The 14300-nt window shown below is 75.9% G+C and carries 11 protein-coding genes and 1 pseudogene; 4 read left to right on the forward strand and 8 right to left on the reverse strand.

Annotation, left to right across the window (positions count from 1 at the left end; translation table 11 throughout):
- Positions 1-175: 175 nt before the first annotated feature.
- Positions 176-2971, reverse strand: coding sequence for a phosphoenolpyruvate carboxylase (locus tag M0638_RS11015; protein ID WP_248667036.1), 2796 nt, complete (start codon positions 2969-2971; stop codon positions 176-178).
- A 111-nt stretch (positions 2972-3082) separates the two neighbouring features.
- Positions 3083-3625, reverse strand: coding sequence for a hypothetical protein (locus tag M0638_RS11020; RefSeq protein WP_248667037.1), 543 nt, complete (start codon positions 3623-3625; stop codon positions 3083-3085).
- A gap of 183 nt (positions 3626-3808) precedes the next feature.
- On the opposite strand from M0638_RS11020, the gene M0638_RS11025 reads away from it, so the two are divergent.
- Complete coding sequence (locus M0638_RS11025) at positions 3809-4174, forward strand: hypothetical protein (RefSeq protein WP_248667038.1); 366 nt, start codon at positions 3809-3811, stop codon at positions 4172-4174.
- Between the two features lie 450 nt (positions 4175-4624).
- On the opposite strand, the gene M0638_RS11030 is transcribed toward M0638_RS11025, so the two are convergent.
- The 6 genes from M0638_RS11030 to M0638_RS11055 form a co-directional block, all read right to left on the reverse strand.
- Entirely contained in the window at positions 4625-5056 is a 432-nt protein-coding gene (locus M0638_RS11030) for a hypothetical protein (protein ID WP_248667039.1), read from the reverse strand.
- A 363-nt stretch (positions 5057-5419) separates the two neighbouring features.
- Positions 5420-5836: a hypothetical protein gene (locus M0638_RS11035; RefSeq protein ID WP_248667047.1), complete on the reverse strand. Its 417-nt coding sequence runs from the start codon at positions 5834-5836 to the stop codon at positions 5420-5422.
- Positions 5837-6253: 417 nt separating this feature from the next.
- Positions 6254-7078 (reverse strand): enoyl-CoA hydratase/isomerase family protein, encoded by an 825-nt coding sequence (locus M0638_RS11040; RefSeq protein ID WP_248667040.1) that lies wholly within the window; start codon positions 7076-7078, stop codon positions 6254-6256.
- A 6-nt stretch (positions 7079-7084) separates the two neighbouring features.
- Entirely contained in the window at positions 7085-8134 is a 1050-nt protein-coding gene (locus M0638_RS11045) for a beta/alpha barrel domain-containing protein (RefSeq protein WP_248667041.1), read from the reverse strand.
- A 232-nt stretch (positions 8135-8366) separates the two neighbouring features.
- A complete protein-coding gene (locus M0638_RS11050; protein ID WP_248667042.1) occupies positions 8367-9053 on the reverse strand; it encodes a CBS domain-containing protein in 687 nt (228 codons plus the stop codon).
- A 410-nt stretch (positions 9054-9463) separates the two neighbouring features.
- On the reverse strand, positions 9464-10261 hold the full coding sequence (locus M0638_RS11055) for an enoyl-CoA hydratase/isomerase family protein (protein ID WP_248667043.1): 798 nt from the start codon (positions 10259-10261) through the stop codon (positions 9464-9466).
- Between the two features lie 350 nt (positions 10262-10611).
- On the opposite strand from M0638_RS11055, the gene M0638_RS11060 reads away from it, so the two are divergent.
- The 3 genes and pseudogenes from M0638_RS11060 to M0638_RS11070 all read left to right on the forward strand — a co-directional run.
- The gene (locus M0638_RS11060; protein WP_248667044.1) at positions 10612-10878 is read left to right on the forward strand and encodes a DUF3126 family protein; all 267 of its coding nucleotides are present in this window, start codon (positions 10612-10614) and stop codon (positions 10876-10878) included.
- Positions 10879-11247: 369 nt separating this feature from the next.
- Positions 11248-13815, forward strand: coding sequence for a DNA topoisomerase (locus tag M0638_RS11065; protein ID WP_248667045.1), 2568 nt, complete (start codon positions 11248-11250; stop codon positions 13813-13815).
- Positions 13816-14091: 276 nt separating this feature from the next.
- A pseudogene (locus M0638_RS11070) lies at positions 14092-14300 on the forward strand (MSMEG_1061 family FMN-dependent PPOX-type flavoprotein); the annotation flags it as partial.

Raw genomic sequence — 14300 nt, forward strand, 5'->3', positions numbered from 1 at the left:
TGGCTTGGCCGCGGGGCGCGGACGGGCGGGGCCGGCCCGTTCGGAAAGCGGCCCGCGCCTCCCGACGCGCGGGGCCCGCGCGAGCGGAGGTCCGGGAGGGCCCCGCCCTCCCGACGGATGGGACGCGGGAAAGGCGAAGCCTTCCCCGATGCCCGAACGCCGGGAGCAACCCCCCTCAGCCGAACGCGCCCACCTCGTGCGAGATGGCGGCCGAGCATTCGCGCATCAGGCCGAAATACTGCCGCAGCGGGTCGAACAGCCTGACGTGCTCGCTGGCGTAGCTGGCATCGGCGCGCGAGGGGGCGGGCTCGTGGAAGTCGAGGCCGGTGGCGGGGTCCGGCCGCGCGGGGAAGATCTCCATCAGCAGCTTCAGCGCCGGCTCCACGTCGAGCTGGAGGATGGCCTGCACCAGCGCCTCGCGCGTCGCGCCGTGGCGGGGCGTGAACTCCGGCAGCGCCACGGCCAGCAGCCAGACGCGGTGGATCAGCGCGAGGCGCAGCGCGTGCAGCAGTACCAGCCGGTCCGACATGGACGGCAGGTCGGGCCAGGCGGCGCGCAGCGCCAGCAGGTCGGCCTGGAGGCGGTGGAACATGCGCCGCAGCACCGGGGAGAGGTCGAGCCGCCCCAGCGCCGAGGCGGTGCTCATCAGCGCCTCGCGCCGGCCGGGCCGGGTGGTGAAGCCGGCGCGGTCGAGCCAGGGGCCGGGATCGAGGCTGTCGATGGTCGCGCGCAGCACGTCGATGTCCGAGCAGGCAGCGGCGCGCACCGCCATGCCGAGGGCGCGGTGCAGGCGCGGCGAGCGCTTCCGCAGGTCGTTGAACAGGTCCGGGTTGGCCAGCGCCGCGGCGCCGAGCCCGTGCAGCGTGTTGGCCATGAAGCCGAGCTGCTGGAGGATGGCGTTGTTCGGGATGGCGCGAAGCTGCGAGGGGTGGGAGATGCGGCGCGGCCCGCCGACATCGGACTGCCGCGCCGCCGGGCGCGAGCCGGTGCGGTCCAGCAGCGCCGGGCCGAAGGCGCCGAGCAGGGCGGCGTAGCCGGGGTCCTCCACCAGCTCCTGCACCTTGCGGCGCGCCGTCATGAAGAAGTCGGCGGCCCAGTCGGGCTCGTTGTAGATCGGGTCGGGCAGGCCGGCGCCGGCGGCGTTGAAGGCGTGCTCGGCGACGCGGGTGATGGTGGCCAGCGCCAGCGCCGGCGTGCCGAGCAGCAGGTAGCCGTCGCCGCCCTGCACGCTGCTCTCCTCCCGCAGCCGCACCCCCGACTGCGCCAGCGCGGCGCGCGCCTGGGGCGGCGAGAGATAGGCGAAGCGGTCGCGCAGGCTCTCCGGGTGGGCGCCGCGGCCGATGCTCTCGCCGTGCGTGTCGAACAGCACCAGCTCGATGTCGGTCAGGCCGTGGCGCCGGAGCTGCTCGGCCAGGCGGATCTTCAGCCGCTCGGCGAGGTAGGAGGCGGCGAGCTGGCCGACATAGCGGCCGGAATCGCTGTAGCCGAATTGCAGGCAGAGCCTCCCGTGGCGGCGGACGTAGTCGCGGTAGTGCGGGGAGCGCAGCGCCTCCTCCAGCACGCGCTCGCCGCGCTCCAGCGCCTCGGCCGTCTCGAACAGCGGCGAGATCTCGATCATGCCGTCGATGCCGAGGCGCTTCGCGAGCCACAGCGCGCCGAGCAGCGTGTAGCCGGTCTCGGTCTCGGCGATCAGGAAGCGCACGGGCTGGCTGCCGTCGATGTGCTTCACGAGCTGGGCGATGGTCATCATCAGCTTCACCGCCGAGGCCTGCTCGGCCAGCAGCGCGCCGAAATCGACCGGCTGCGGCGTCACCTCGGCCAGCGCCGCGTTGATCTGCGCCAGCAGGGAGCGGCGCTGCGCCATCTCCTCCGGCGCCGCCGCGAGGCCGAGTCGCAGCCGCAGCGCGTTGTGCAGTTGCGTGGCGTTCAGCCGGAAATGCGTGTGCGCGAGCGAGAGCCCGTGCGAGGCGAGGCCGGCGCGGGCGATCACCAGGGCCCGCTTCGCGGCGGCGTCCGGCGCCGCCTCGATCGCCGCGGGGAACAGGTCGAGCAGCGGGGCCAGGGTGGTCAGCGCCGCCTCCCGGCCGCCGACCAGCGCGGCGGCGAAGGCCTCGGTCGCGGCGGCATCGGGCGCGTCCGGCACCGCGTCGAGCTGCGCCGCCACCGCCTGCCGGGCCTCGTCGACGCGCGCCGCGATCGGCGCGGCGCAGGCGCCGAGCGGGGCGAGCTGCGCCGCCAGCCGGTTCAATTGCAGCCGCTTCATGGTCAGGCGCAGGCGCAGCGTGTCCCACCAGCCGATGTCGGTGCGCCCGTCCGTGTCGTAGCCGACCCAGGTGGAGAGGATCACCGGGCGCGGCAGCAGCGAGAGCCAGCGCTCGCCCCAGATGCCCTGCGCCGCGTCGAGCAGCGCCCCGGTCAGCGCGTCGATGGCGTCGCGGCCGCGCGCGATGGCGTCGGCCGCCTGCACGAACTCCTCGTGCAGGGTCGGCGCCGTCGGGCGGTGGCGCAGGCCGCGCGGCAGCGGCGTGCCGGAGGCCGCGGCGGCGATGGCGGCGCCGGTGGCCGGCGGCATGGAGAAGGTGGGATGCGCCGTGAACACCACGGCGAAGCGGATGCGCTCGATCGCCGCGCGATAGGCGGCGAAGGGCACCGGGCTGTCCTCGGGGTCGGGGCGGGCCAGACGCTCGGCGAGGTGGCGCAGGATCTCCGGGTCCGGCGCCGCTGACGCGTCGGACAGGCCGACGTAGCGGGCGAGGCGCGCGGCGCGGTCGGCGGCGGCGGTATCCGCCAGGCGCTGCACCAGCGCGCCGAGGGCGGGCATGTCCAGCACCCCATCGTCGACCTGGCGGCTGATCGCGAGCGCCGTGGAGAGGACGGGGTCGCCGAACGGGTTGCGGGCGGCGGCGGCGCGTGCGTCGCGCAGCTGGCCCAGCAGCGCGTCGAGCGTATCGGGGGCAGGTGCGTCTGGCATGGCCGGCATGCTGCACCCGCAATGCTGCATCGCGCCAGCCATCTCGTTGCGCGGCGAGGGGAAAGCCTCCCCGGGCCGCGGGCCGGGCGCGTCCCGCCGGGCCGGGCGCCGTCAGCGCGCGGCGCGCAGGAGCGACACCAGCCGGTCGCGCGCCCGCTCCACCGTGCCGGCATCGTCCCATACGAGGTCGCGCACCGGCACCTGCGCCGTCCCGGTCAGCGCGTCGTCGCCGTCGTAGGAGTGCACCTCCCAGCAGGCGGCCCCGTCGGCGCAGCGCAGGCGGATGCGCGGGCCCGTCTCCGTCAGCACCACCTCGACCGCGTCGAGGTCGAGGGCGCGGGGCGACGCGATGGCGGTGCGCGAGGCGACGCGCTCCAGCAGTGGCCTGCCGTCCTGCGTGGTGCCGGTGCGGCTCGCCAGGGTGCGCAGCTCGATCATCGCCGGGATGACGCGCCGGACCTGCTGCTCGCCGCGCAGCCCCTGGCTCCCGGGCCGCGGGTCGCGCTGCCAGTTGCCCACCACCTGGACCCCCGCGCCCGCCTCGGCGGGGCTGATGACGCCGAGGCGCAGCGCCACGAAGACGACGACCGCCAGCACGCTGATGGCGGCGAGCGCCAAGACGGCGGCGGAACGGAGGAACTGGGCCGGCCGCATCGGGAATCTCCTGGCCTTTGCGCGATCCGTCGACGGACCGCCCTGCTGACGGCCGCATCGTTGCAGCGCCGGGATTGCGGGGCGCTGAAGCGCTTCATATCGCTCCCGTCTCGCGCCGGACGATGCTCCATCGCACAGCACGGGGCATCGGGCCCTGGCATCCTCCAGACCAGGGAGCGCGCGATGACCGAGATCAGCCTCACCCCCCGCCTCCGTCCGAGCCTCCTGGGTTGCGGCCGCCGCCACCCGCTCTTCACGGCCGCGACGGTGCTGGCCGGTGCCGCCTTCCTGGCCCTGCCGCTGCTCACCTGGTCCGAGCGCAGCGCCGATGCGGCGCCCGGGATCGGCGCCGTGGCCGCGACGACGGCCAGGCCCGGCGCGGCGCTGCGGGAGCGGGCGCGCTGCGAGGCGCAGATCCGCGGCTTCGTGCGCAACGGCGAGAGCCGTCTCGCCACCATGATCCGCACCGATGCCGGCATCGTGCTGCCGCTGGAGGAGCCGCGTGGCGCGGTGAGCGCCGAATGCCTGCGGCAGGGCCTGCCGGGCTGAACAACCCGGTTCCCGGGCGGGGGGAGATGCCCCGTGCCGCCGGCGGTGCCCGCCCGCTGCCGCATTCCCGGGCGATGTCCCGGCCTCCGCGCCCCGGGGAGCCTGGAGGGAACGGGGGTGGAGCATCCCCAGGCCGGGCGGACGCGTCCAGCGGCCCGGGAAACGCGTCACGTCGGGGCCGGCGCCGTTCCGGGACGGGGCCGGACATCCGGTCCTGGACCCTGCGCCCGACACGGGCGCCGAGGCGCGGGCAGGGGGACGGCACGGCCCTGCCGGAAAACGATGCGGCCATGGCGGGCCGCGCTGCCGGCAGCAGCGCGACCCGCCATGGCCGCATTGCCGGGACCGCCGGATGTGCATCCGGAATCACGGCGGCCTGACGGAGAAAGGTTGCGGCGGCTGCGTGGCCGCAGCCGCCATCCCGTCAGGCAGCGTCGGGCGTGGGGCCGATCAGGAACGCCGGCGCGCCGGCAGCGGCACGGCGGCCGCGGCGGTGTAGCCGCAGCTCTCGCGCTGCGCCTGGCCGGAGAAGCCGTCGGTGCCGAACTTGCCGGTCATCGTCCAGACGCCGGTGCTGAAGTTCACCGTGCCGTCCGACGCGATCGGCGAGGTCGCGGCGCGGCCGGCGCCGGCGTTCAGCGTGGCGGTGCCGTTGTTCACGCGGATGGTGAACGGCATCTCCTGCGGGATGCAGATGTCGCGCTGACCGACGGTCAGGCTGGCACGGCCCCGGAAGAGCGCGTTGGGGACGGTGACGGTCTCCGCCGGCGGCGCCGGCGGCGGCGTCACGACCGCCATGGGGGCGGGCGGCGTCGGATCGGCGGCGCAGGCGGCGACGCCGAGCGTCGCCGCGAACAGCGCCAGATGGGTCTTGCGAAGCATTCTAGTGCTCCCGAACGGGTTTACGCATTGGTCGCATCCGAAACCAGCCATGGCAAGTTGCTGAACCGCCGGGACAATGTGGAAACGCGCGTCTCCACCCCGCCAGGAACGATCCGGCCGCATGCTCTTCTCCGGCCTCGACGGCATCGCGGCTGGTTGCAGCGGACCTTGAAACACTGGGGCAGATGGATCAATCCGGGAGCCTACAGAGTCCGGCCTCCGGCATGCAGTAGGCTGGCCGTCGTGTCTCCAGGGACACGGTGTGTGTGCCGGAACACATTGAAACGGGTAGGCGAATCCCTGGTCCCGGCGGGTGGATCGCGGCCCGACGGCACCTCGCCGGGCTGGCCTTCCGAACGGATCTCAGTAGCGCGGCGGCCAGCCCGGCGGTGGATAGGGCGGCGGGGGATAGGGCGGCGGGGCCCCGTAGGGCGCGCCGTAGCCGGGCTTGCCGTAGCCGGGTGGCGGGGGCGGCGGGGGATAGTAGCCGGGCGGGGGTGGGGGCGGCGCGTAGCCGCCGCGGAGCTGCATGTCGTTCAGCCGCGCCGTCTCGTGGTCGCCGGTGTCGTTGCCGGCATCGTAGCGGCGGTCCACGTTGCCGTAGGGGTTGCGCCAGTCCGCCGCCGGAAGCAGCGGCGACGCCGCGGCGGGCCGGGCGGGAGGCGGGCCGGCCGACGGGACGGGTGGTGCCGCCACGGCGGGCCCCGCGAGCAGGCCGATGGCCAGGGCCAGCGGCGGCGGCACCCAGGCCTTCCGGGCAGGGCTGCGGATCGGTCTCATGGTCGGTTCTCCCTCGGGCCCAGGCTCGGGCCCAGGCTCGGGCCCAGGCTCGGGCTCAGACCGGCGCACGGCGCGGTCCCGCCGCTCCGGTCCGGCGCCGCGGGTCGCGCGGCGATCCGTTCCGTCCGCAACGCGGGCGGAACGCGGGGGATGCCCCGGGCCTCGTCGGTCAGGGCGCCTGCGCCCCGCGAATCGGAACCTGCGCGGCGCGAGGGCCGGCGCCCCGCCACGGCGGGGGGGCCGGCCCCGGGGGGGGGGGGCCCCCCGCGGGGGGCGGGGGGGGGGGGGGCGCGGCGCCCCGGGTATTCGCCACGGGGGGGGGGGGGGGGCGGGCGCCCCCCCCGGGGGGGGGGCCCGCCCCCGCCGTGCCGGCCGGCACGGCGGGTCGATGGCGGCGGGGCGGCAGGCGCCGGCGCGCTACGCCAGCCAGGCCGGGGGGCGCTTCTCGCGGAAGGCCGCGATGCCCTCGGCCGCCTCCGGGCCGGTGGCGCAGCGGGCGAAGGCGCGGGCGCCGGCCTCGGCGTAGCCCTCGGGCGCGACCGGGCCGAGCGCCGCGAGCAGGCCCTTGGTCTCGGCCAGCGCGCCGGGCGCGCCCTTCAGGATGTCGGCCACGGTGGCATCCACCATCGCCGACAGCATGGCCGGGTTCGGCGCCACCTGATGCACGAGTCCGGTGCGCAGCGCCTCCGCCGCGTCGACCACGGCGCCCTGCAGCACCATCCGGGTGGCGGCGGAATGGCCGAGGCGGCGCACCATCCAGGGCAGGATCTGCGCCGGCACCAGCCCGCGCAGCGTCTCGGGCGCCGCGAAGCGGGCGCTGCTGGCGGCGAAGGCGATGTCGGCGGCGCAGACCCAGCCGAGGCCGCCGGCATGTGCCGCCCCCTCCACCTGGGCGATCACCACCTGCGGCAGCGCCGAGAAGGCTCCGAAGCGCTCGCCGATCCGCCGGTTGCGGTCGAGCTGGCCGGCCAGCCGCGCCTCGGGCGTGCCGTCGGCGCCGACCTCGGTGAGGTCGAGCCCGGCGCAGAAATGCCCGCCGGCGCCCGAGAGCACCAGCACGCGCGCCGAGCGGTCCTCGCGCAGTTCGGCGAACAGCGAGTCCAGCGCCTCGCCCATCGCCGCGTTCATCGCGTTGCGCCGCGCCGGGCGGTTCAGCACCGCCCGCACCACCGGCCCCTCGCGCGTGACGAGGACCGGTGCCTCCGCCGGCGCCTCCGCCGGCGCCTCCGTCTCCTTGCCCATCGGTCGTCATCCTCCCTCGTCGTCGCCGAGCCGGACGGCGCGGCTGTGCAGCCGGCGCCCCAGCAGCGCCTCGGCGGCGCGGCCGGTGGCGCGCAGCCGTTCCAGGTCCAGGCCGGTCGCGACCCCCATGGCATGGAACAGCATCGCCAGGTCCTCGGTGCTGGTGTTGCCCGAGGGGCCGCCGCCATGGGCGATCTGGGCCGGGTCGTCGCCGGTGCCGCCGAGCGCCGTGTCGAAGTGGCGGATGCCGGCCTCGTAGGCGGCGACGCAATTGGCGATGCCGGCGCCGCGGCCGTCGCGGAAATGCGCGATCAGCGTCGCGGTGGGCATGGCGCCGTGCAGCCAGCCCACCAGGTCGCGCACGCGCGGCGGCGTCGCGCTGCCGGTGGTGTCGGCGATGGTGATGCGGTCGATGCCGAGGGCGACGAAGCGCTCCGCCTCCTCCAGCACGCGCTCGGGGGCGATCGGGCCGTCGATCGGGCAGTCGAAGGCGACGGTGATGGCGCCGACCAGGACGAAGCCGTCGCCCGCCAGCCGCGCCATCTCGCCCACCTGCTCCCAGCGCGCGGCGCGCGTGCAGCCGAAGGAGCGCTGGCTGTGGCCGTCCGAGGCGGCGACGACGAGGCCGATCTCCTCCGGCCCGCGGCCGCGCTCCAGCGCCGCCAGCGCCCGGCGCACCGCCGGCGGGTCGGGGCAGAGGGCGCGGAACTGCACGCCCTCGCGCGGCGGCATGGCGGCCAGCACCGCCTCTGCATCGGCGAATTGCGGCCAGCGCCCGCGATCGGCGAAGGCGGTGGTCTCGATCCGGCGGAAGCCGCACTCGGCGATGCGGGTCAGCATCGCCACCTTCTCGTCGGTGGGCACGATGTCGGGCTCGTGCTGCAGGCCGCCGCGGGCGAAGCACTCGCAGATCACCACCTCCGGCCCGAGCGCGACGTTCGCGGCCTCCAGCAGCTCCTCCGGCAGCGGGATCTCCTCGTCCGGCGGCGTGCCCGCCTCGCCGGCGGCGCCCGGCATCCCGCCGGGCAGGGCGTCCTCGGTCACGTCCGAAGGCATGGCAGCTCCTTGAGGCGTGTCCCGCCCTCGCAGGCGGCGGTAGCGGGGCCACCCGGTCGGGCGGTGGCGGATGCGCGCGGCAGCATGGCCCGTCCGGCCGCCGGAGGGAACGCCGCCGGCCGGACGGGGACGGCCGGGCGTGGCGGGCGGCGGGGGTTCCGGGCGGCTGGCGGGAAGGGGCGCGGCGGGGCGGGGCCTGCCCGGCGAGGCACGGCACGGCGAGGCACGGCGGTCAGTCGATGACGAAGGGCGGCGTCCTCGCCAGGTCGAAGCGCACCTCCCGCACGCCCGGCAGCGCCTCGGCCATCACGCGCAGGCCGCGCTCGATCTCCTTCGAGCGGGCGAAGCCGTGGAAGCGCACCACGCCGTTCTCCACCTCGGCGAACAGGAAGTGGGAATCCGACCAGGGGTGCTGGCGCATCGCCTCGCGCAGGCGGCGGTGGATCTCGCGGTCGGAGGGCGCGGCGGCCTGCGCCTCGGGCGGGGCGAGCACGGCGCGCATCAGGTCGGCGCGCGAGACGATGCCGACCAGCCGGCCCTCGCGCACCACCGGCACGCGCCGGATGTTGCGCTTCTCCAGCAGGGCCGCGACCTTCTCCAGGCTGTCCTCGGGGGCGACCGTGGCCAGCTCGGTGGACATCACGTCGCGGGCGGTCCGGCCGTGGGTGCGGGCGAATTCCGCCGCCTGGCGCGCGGCGGAGCGGAACAGGTCGAAGATCCAGCCGCGCGGGGCCTCGCCCGGCGCGGCGAGGCGGCGCATCAGGTCGCCCTCGGTCACCATCCCGGCCAGCGCCCCGTCCTCGTCCACCACCGGCACGCCGGAGATGCCGCGCTCGGCGAAGAGCGCGGCGAGCGCCGTCACCGGCGTCTCGGGAGGCACCGTCATCACGGCGCGTGTCATCACGTCACGGACCAGCATCCTGGCTTCTCCTCCTCGTCGCCGGCGCGCCGCCCCGGCCCCCGGCCTTCAGGCCCCGACGCCGGCCGGCCCGGGGGCATGCAGGCATCGGGGCCGGCGGACGGCGTGTTCCCATCCGCCGGCCGCCGGAAGGCGGCAGGCTACAGCGAACCGCAGTCCGGTTGGGACTGCGCTTCGCCGTCGCTCGTTGTTCCCGGCGCGGATTCACGCTGCCGGGCGTGTCCGCCCGCCGGCGATCCGCTCTGGAGCATTCTCGAGCTCGGTGTACTCACCCGGCGACCCGGAAAACGCGGGAAACCAAAAGGCTAGGGCCGCTCCGGCCCGATACGGTCAGGCCGGAACGGCTCGAGCGCATCCTCTCCGGGGAGCGTGGCCCCGCCATGCGGGGAGGCGCCGCCCGGGGCCGCCGCTCAGCGGCCCGTGAAGCGCGGTGCCCGCTTCTCCAGCCAGGCGGCACGGCCCTCGGCGAGGTCGGCGGAGCGCTTGGCGGCCTGCTGCGAGGCCTCGATCACGGCCGGGTCGAAGCCGCCGAGCGCGATGGCGTTGAGCGACCGCTTCATGCCCTGCACCGCGAGCGGCGCGTTGGCCGCCAGCGTCCCGGCCAGCTCCTCCACCCGCGCCGCGAGCCGGTCGGGCGCCACCAGCTCGGTGAGGAAGCCCACGCGCCGCATCGCCTCGGCGTCGAGCGGCTCGGCGGTCAGGAACAGGTGCTTGGCGACGTCGACGCCGAGGCGGCTGACGTAGCGCTGCATGCCGGAGCGGTAGTAGTGCAGGCCGAGCCTGGCCGCCGGCATGAACATGCGGATGCCGGTGACGCCGATGCGGAAGTCGCAGGCCAGGGCGAGGTCGGTGGAGCCGCCGTAGACGCCGCCCTGCAGGGCGCAGATGGTGGGCAGGCGCAGCGCCTCGAGCCGGTCGACCATGTCGCCGAAGGCGTTCTCGTCGGCCTGGCCCTGGCCCAGCTCGCCGATGTGGAAGCCCGAGCTGAAGGACTTGCCGCCCGCCGCGAGCACCAGGACGCGCAGCGCCGGGTCCGCCTCGACCTGCGCGAGCAGCGCGGTCAGGGTGACGAGATCGGCGGGCTCGATGCGGTTGTGCACCTCGGGGCGGTTGAGGCGGATGGTGGCGCGCATGCCCTCCACGGTGAGGGTCGGGGCGCCCGGGGGCGAGGCGATGGGGCGGGTTTCCGCCGGCGTTGCCTGGTCCATGGTCTCGTTTCCGTCTCTCGCGGCTTGCGCCGGGCTGGTTCGCCTTGCGCCGGTCGCATGATGCCGGCGGTTCGGGGGGCAGCCTGTCACGAGCCCGGCGGCGAGGCCAGACGCGGACGGGCTCCGGCGTGGGGGGGCGACGACGGGACGGCGGGCGGCGGCCGAACGGGGCGCCACGGCGGCGCGCGGTGTCGGAGCCCGGGCGCGCCGCCGCGGCGGCGCGGCGAATCCCGCCATCCGCCCTGGCGCGCCAGCCCTGCAATCCCCAACTGGCAGGTCCGGCCCCACGGGCCTGGACCCCGGCGTGCGACGGGGCCAAGAAGCCGGCCCGACACAGGAGCAGCCCCGGCATGAACCCGACCGACATCGCCCGCGTCCAGACCTATCTCCGCCGCCTGCTCGGCACGGAGCGCATCCGCCTGATCAAGCCCGCGCGGCCCGGCCTGTCGGTGGAGGTGGCGGTCGAGGACGAGGTGGTCGGCACGCTGCACCGCGACGAGGACGAGGGCGAGGTGTCCTACTCCCTGCACCTCTCCATCCTGGAGGAGGACCTGCCGCCCGCGCCGAAGGCGGCCGCCGAGGCCCCGGCCCGCGCCCCGGCCGCCAGACGGCGCTGATCCGCGCGCCCGGTCGCCTCGGCCGGCGGATCGGCTTCTTCCTTGTTCTCGAAAGCCTGGGTCCTCGAAAGCCTGGACCCTCGAAAGCCGGGCGCCGCCGCCGGCGGCCCGGGGAGAGAACCGCCTTCGCCGCACGGGCGGCGGACCGCGTTCGCAGCCTCGGCCCGGGTCTGGCCGGGCCCCGCAGGGGCGGGTGCTTCCGCTGCCGGCACGTCGCGCGGTCGGGCCGGACGGGGCTGGCCCGTGCCTGTTCCCCGGAAGTTCCTTTTCCATGTCCGGGTTCATGGTATGTTCTGGGACGGGCGATTCCGCCCGACCCGGAGGCCCTGACGCGGGGCGCGCGACCAGCCTGAGGCGGACCGGAAGGGCATGCCCACCGACCTCGTCATCACCGAGAAGACCAGCCAGGCGCGCGACGTGCGCGCCGCCGTGGGCGGCCGCTTCGGCGCCATCCTGCCCGCCGAGGGACACCTGCTCACCCTGCAGGAGCCCGAGGACGTGGTGCCGGCCTGGAAGCGCTGGACCGCGACCCTGCTGCGCCCCGAGTCGCTCTACGGCTTCAAGCCGGCCACGGGCGGCAACAAGGCGGCCAAGCTGCGTGCCATCCGCGAGGCGCTGCGCGGTGCCAGGCGCGTCTGGCTGGCGACGGACTGCGACCGCGAGGGGCAGCTCATCGGCCAGGAGCTGATCGAGCACCTGCGCTTCCGCGGCGAGGTGATGCGCGTGATGTTCACCGCGCAGGACCCGGAGACGATCCGCGCCGCCTTCGCGCGGGCCAAGCCGAACGCCGAGTACGCGGCACTCTACGCCGCCGCCGTGGCGCGCCAGCAGGCGGACCAGGTGTACAACCTCTCGCTGACGCGCACGGCGACCGTCACGCTCGGTCGTGGCGAGCGCGCGGTGATCGGCATCGGCCGGGTGAAGACGCCGACCCTCGCCATCGTCTGCCGGCGCGAGCTGGAGATCCGGAACTTCAAGCCGGAGACCTATTTCGAGGTGGTGGCGACGGCGCGCGTCGAGGCCGGCACCTTCCGCATGCGCCACGCGCCGAAGGAGCGGATCGGCAAGCGCGAGGAGGCCGAGGCGATCGCCGCCAGGGCCGAGGGCTTCGCGGGGCCGCTGCGGGTGAAGGTGGAGGAGAAGCGGCAGTCGCCGCCGCGCCTGCACGACCTGCCGAGCCTGCAGAAGCTCTGCGGCAGCCGCTTCGGCTGGAGCGCCGAGCACACGCTTTCCGTGGCGCAGGAGCTGTACGACGGCGCCGGCAAGAAGGTCATCACCTACCCGCGCGCCGAGACGCGCTACCTGCCCGAGAACCTCGCCGCCGACGCGCCGCGCATCGCCGCCGCGCTGCGCGCCGGGCGCTCCTACGCCGCCATCCCGGTGCCGGCGCCGCCCCTGGTCCGGCGCGGCAAGGCGGGGCATTTCTGGGATCGCGGGCTGGAGGGGGCAAGCCACCACGCGGTGATCCCCAACGTCAACACGGTGGGCGACCTCGCCGCGATCTGGCCGCGGCTCACGCAGGACGAGCGGCGGCTGTTCGACGTGATCGCGCGCACCTACCTCGCCGCGCTGATGCCGGATTTCCGCTACCGCCAGACCACCGCGACGCTGGACGTTTCGGGCCATGAATTCCGTGCCGTCGGCCGGCAGCCGATCGAGCTGGGGTGGCGCGAGGCCTTCGGCGCCGATGGCGAGGAGGAGGGCGAGGACCGGCAACTGCTCCCGCCGCTGCGCGACCGCGAACCCGCCGCGCTCTCCGACGCCAGGGTGGAGCAGAAGGAGACGCGCCCGCCGCCGCGCTACCACGAGGGCACGCTGATCGAGGCGATGCAGAACGCCTGGCAGTTCATCGAGGATTCCGGCCTGCGCGAGCGGTTGCGCGAGGCCAAGGGCATCGGCACGCCGGCGACACGGGCCGAGATCATCAAGGGGCTGAAGCGCCAGGACCTGCTGACGGCGAGCGGCAAGCTGGTGGTGCCGACCGAGCGCGGGCTGGCGCTGTACGGCGTGCTGCTGGAAGCGGACCCGGTGCTGGTCGATCCCGGTGCCACGGCGAAGCTGGAATTGCTGCTCGACGAGGTGCTGGTCGGGCGCCAGAGCGTGACCACGGCGCTGGACGCGGTGTGCGAGCAGGCCACGCGAATCATGGAGCGGCTGACCGCCGGCCCGGCCCCCGCCCTGCCCGCCGGGCTTTCCGCCGCCGGCGGCCGCGGCGCGCCCCGTGGCGGCGCTCGTGGTGGCGCCCGGCGCGGGGCGGCCGCGCCGGGCGCGCCGACGCCGGCGATGCGCCGCTACGCGGAATCGCTGGCACGGCAGCATGGCGTGGCACTGCCAGCCGACTACGCGACCTCCGGCGAGGCCTGCCGACGCTTCCTGGACGCGCACGCGGCGAAGCGCGGCGCGCCGGGACCGGGAAAGGCGGCGCCAAGGGAGAGGCCAGGGGGGAGGCCAGGGGAGAGCGAGGGAGAGGGGGAGACGGCAGCGCCGGCACGGGCGCGTCCTGCCGCGCGGCCGCGGCGGGCCGCCGCGATGCGTCGGCGCGGCAAGGCCGAGGAGGAAGCCGGGGCGCCGGCCGCCGGCCGGGCGTCGCGCCCGCGCTCCCGCCGCCGGACGGCCGGTGCTGGCCCGGACGCGGGTGGACAGGACGGGGACAGCCCGGTGGCCGCCGCGCCGGCGGGCACGGTGCCGGGGGACGATGACGCGGCGAGAAAGGCCGGGCCGGGGGCGGGCGTGCCGGAGGGAGGCGGCGGAAGCGGCGGACGGCCATCGGGGGCCGGGAAGCCGGGCGGGGAGACGGCTCGCGAGACCACCCGGCTGCGCATCCCCTTCGGCAACAAGACGGCCGCCTTCGCCCTGGGCGCACGCTACGGCGGCGAGGGCTGGTACGCCCCGCCGGGCACCGATCTGGCGCCGTTCCGGGCGCGCGGCTGGCTCTGACCGCCGGCCTTCCTCCCCGGCGGCACCCCGCGGGCGCCGCCGGCACCCGGCGCCGTTCCAGCCTGGCCGTATCGGGTCGGAACGGCTCCAGCCTTTTGATTCGGCGCATTTTCCGAGCCGCTGGGCGCGTGCGCTCGGCTTGGGGATGCTCTACGGCGAACCGCAGTCCGGCTGGGACTGCGGTTCGCCGTAGCTCATTGTTCTCGGCGCGGATTCACGCCGCCGGGCGTGTCCGCCCGTCGGCGATCCGCTCTATCCACGCCCGCGGAGGACCCCATGCGGATAGCGGACGACGACCGGCACCTGATCCACGACCCGGCGCAGCTCGAGGCGCTGTACGGTACGCCCGGCGAGGCCTCGGTGATCAAGGAGGTGGACCACATCCACCCGCACTACGCCGCGTTCATCCGCGCCGCCCCCTTCGCCGTGCTCGCCACCGCCGGGCCGGGCGGGCTGGACGCGGGGCCGCGCGGCGCCGCGGCGGG

The organism is Roseomonas acroporae, from assembly GCF_023223525.1.
In the GTDB taxonomy this organism is placed as follows: domain Bacteria; phylum Pseudomonadota; class Alphaproteobacteria; order Acetobacterales; family Acetobacteraceae; genus Roseomonas_E; species Roseomonas_E acroporae.

Bases quoted from the DNA above. Each gene is read 5' to 3' on its own strand.
- M0638_RS11015 (WP_248667036.1), bottom strand. From the start codon at position 2,971: ATGCCAGACGCACCTGCCCCCGATACGCTCGACGCGCTGCTGGGCCAG.
- M0638_RS11050 (WP_248667042.1), bottom strand. From the start codon at position 9,053: ATGCTGGTCCGTGACGTGATGACACGCGCCGTGATGACGGTGCCTCCC.
- M0638_RS11030 (WP_248667039.1), bottom strand. From the start codon at position 5,056: ATGCTTCGCAAGACCCATCTGGCGCTGTTCGCGGCGACGCTCGGCGTC.
- M0638_RS11020 (WP_248667037.1), bottom strand. From the start codon at position 3,625: ATGCGGCCGGCCCAGTTCCTCCGTTCCGCCGCCGTCTTGGCGCTCGCC.
- M0638_RS11035 (WP_248667047.1), bottom strand. From the start codon at position 5,836: ATGAGACCGATCCGCAGCCCTGCCCGGAAGGCCTGGGTGCCGCCGCCG.
- M0638_RS11055 (WP_248667043.1), bottom strand. From the start codon at position 10,261: ATGGACCAGGCAACGCCGGCGGAAACCCGCCCCATCGCCTCGCCCCCG.
- M0638_RS11025 (WP_248667038.1), top strand. From the start codon at position 3,809: ATGACCGAGATCAGCCTCACCCCCCGCCTCCGTCCGAGCCTCCTGGGT.
- M0638_RS11040 (WP_248667040.1), bottom strand. From the start codon at position 7,078: ATGGGCAAGGAGACGGAGGCGCCGGCGGAGGCGCCGGCGGAGGCACCG.
- M0638_RS11060 (WP_248667044.1), top strand. From the start codon at position 10,612: ATGAACCCGACCGACATCGCCCGCGTCCAGACCTATCTCCGCCGCCTG.
- M0638_RS11045 (WP_248667041.1), bottom strand. From the start codon at position 8,134: ATGCCTTCGGACGTGACCGAGGACGCCCTGCCCGGCGGGATGCCGGGC.
- M0638_RS11065 (WP_248667045.1), top strand. From the start codon at position 11,248: ATGCCCACCGACCTCGTCATCACCGAGAAGACCAGCCAGGCGCGCGAC.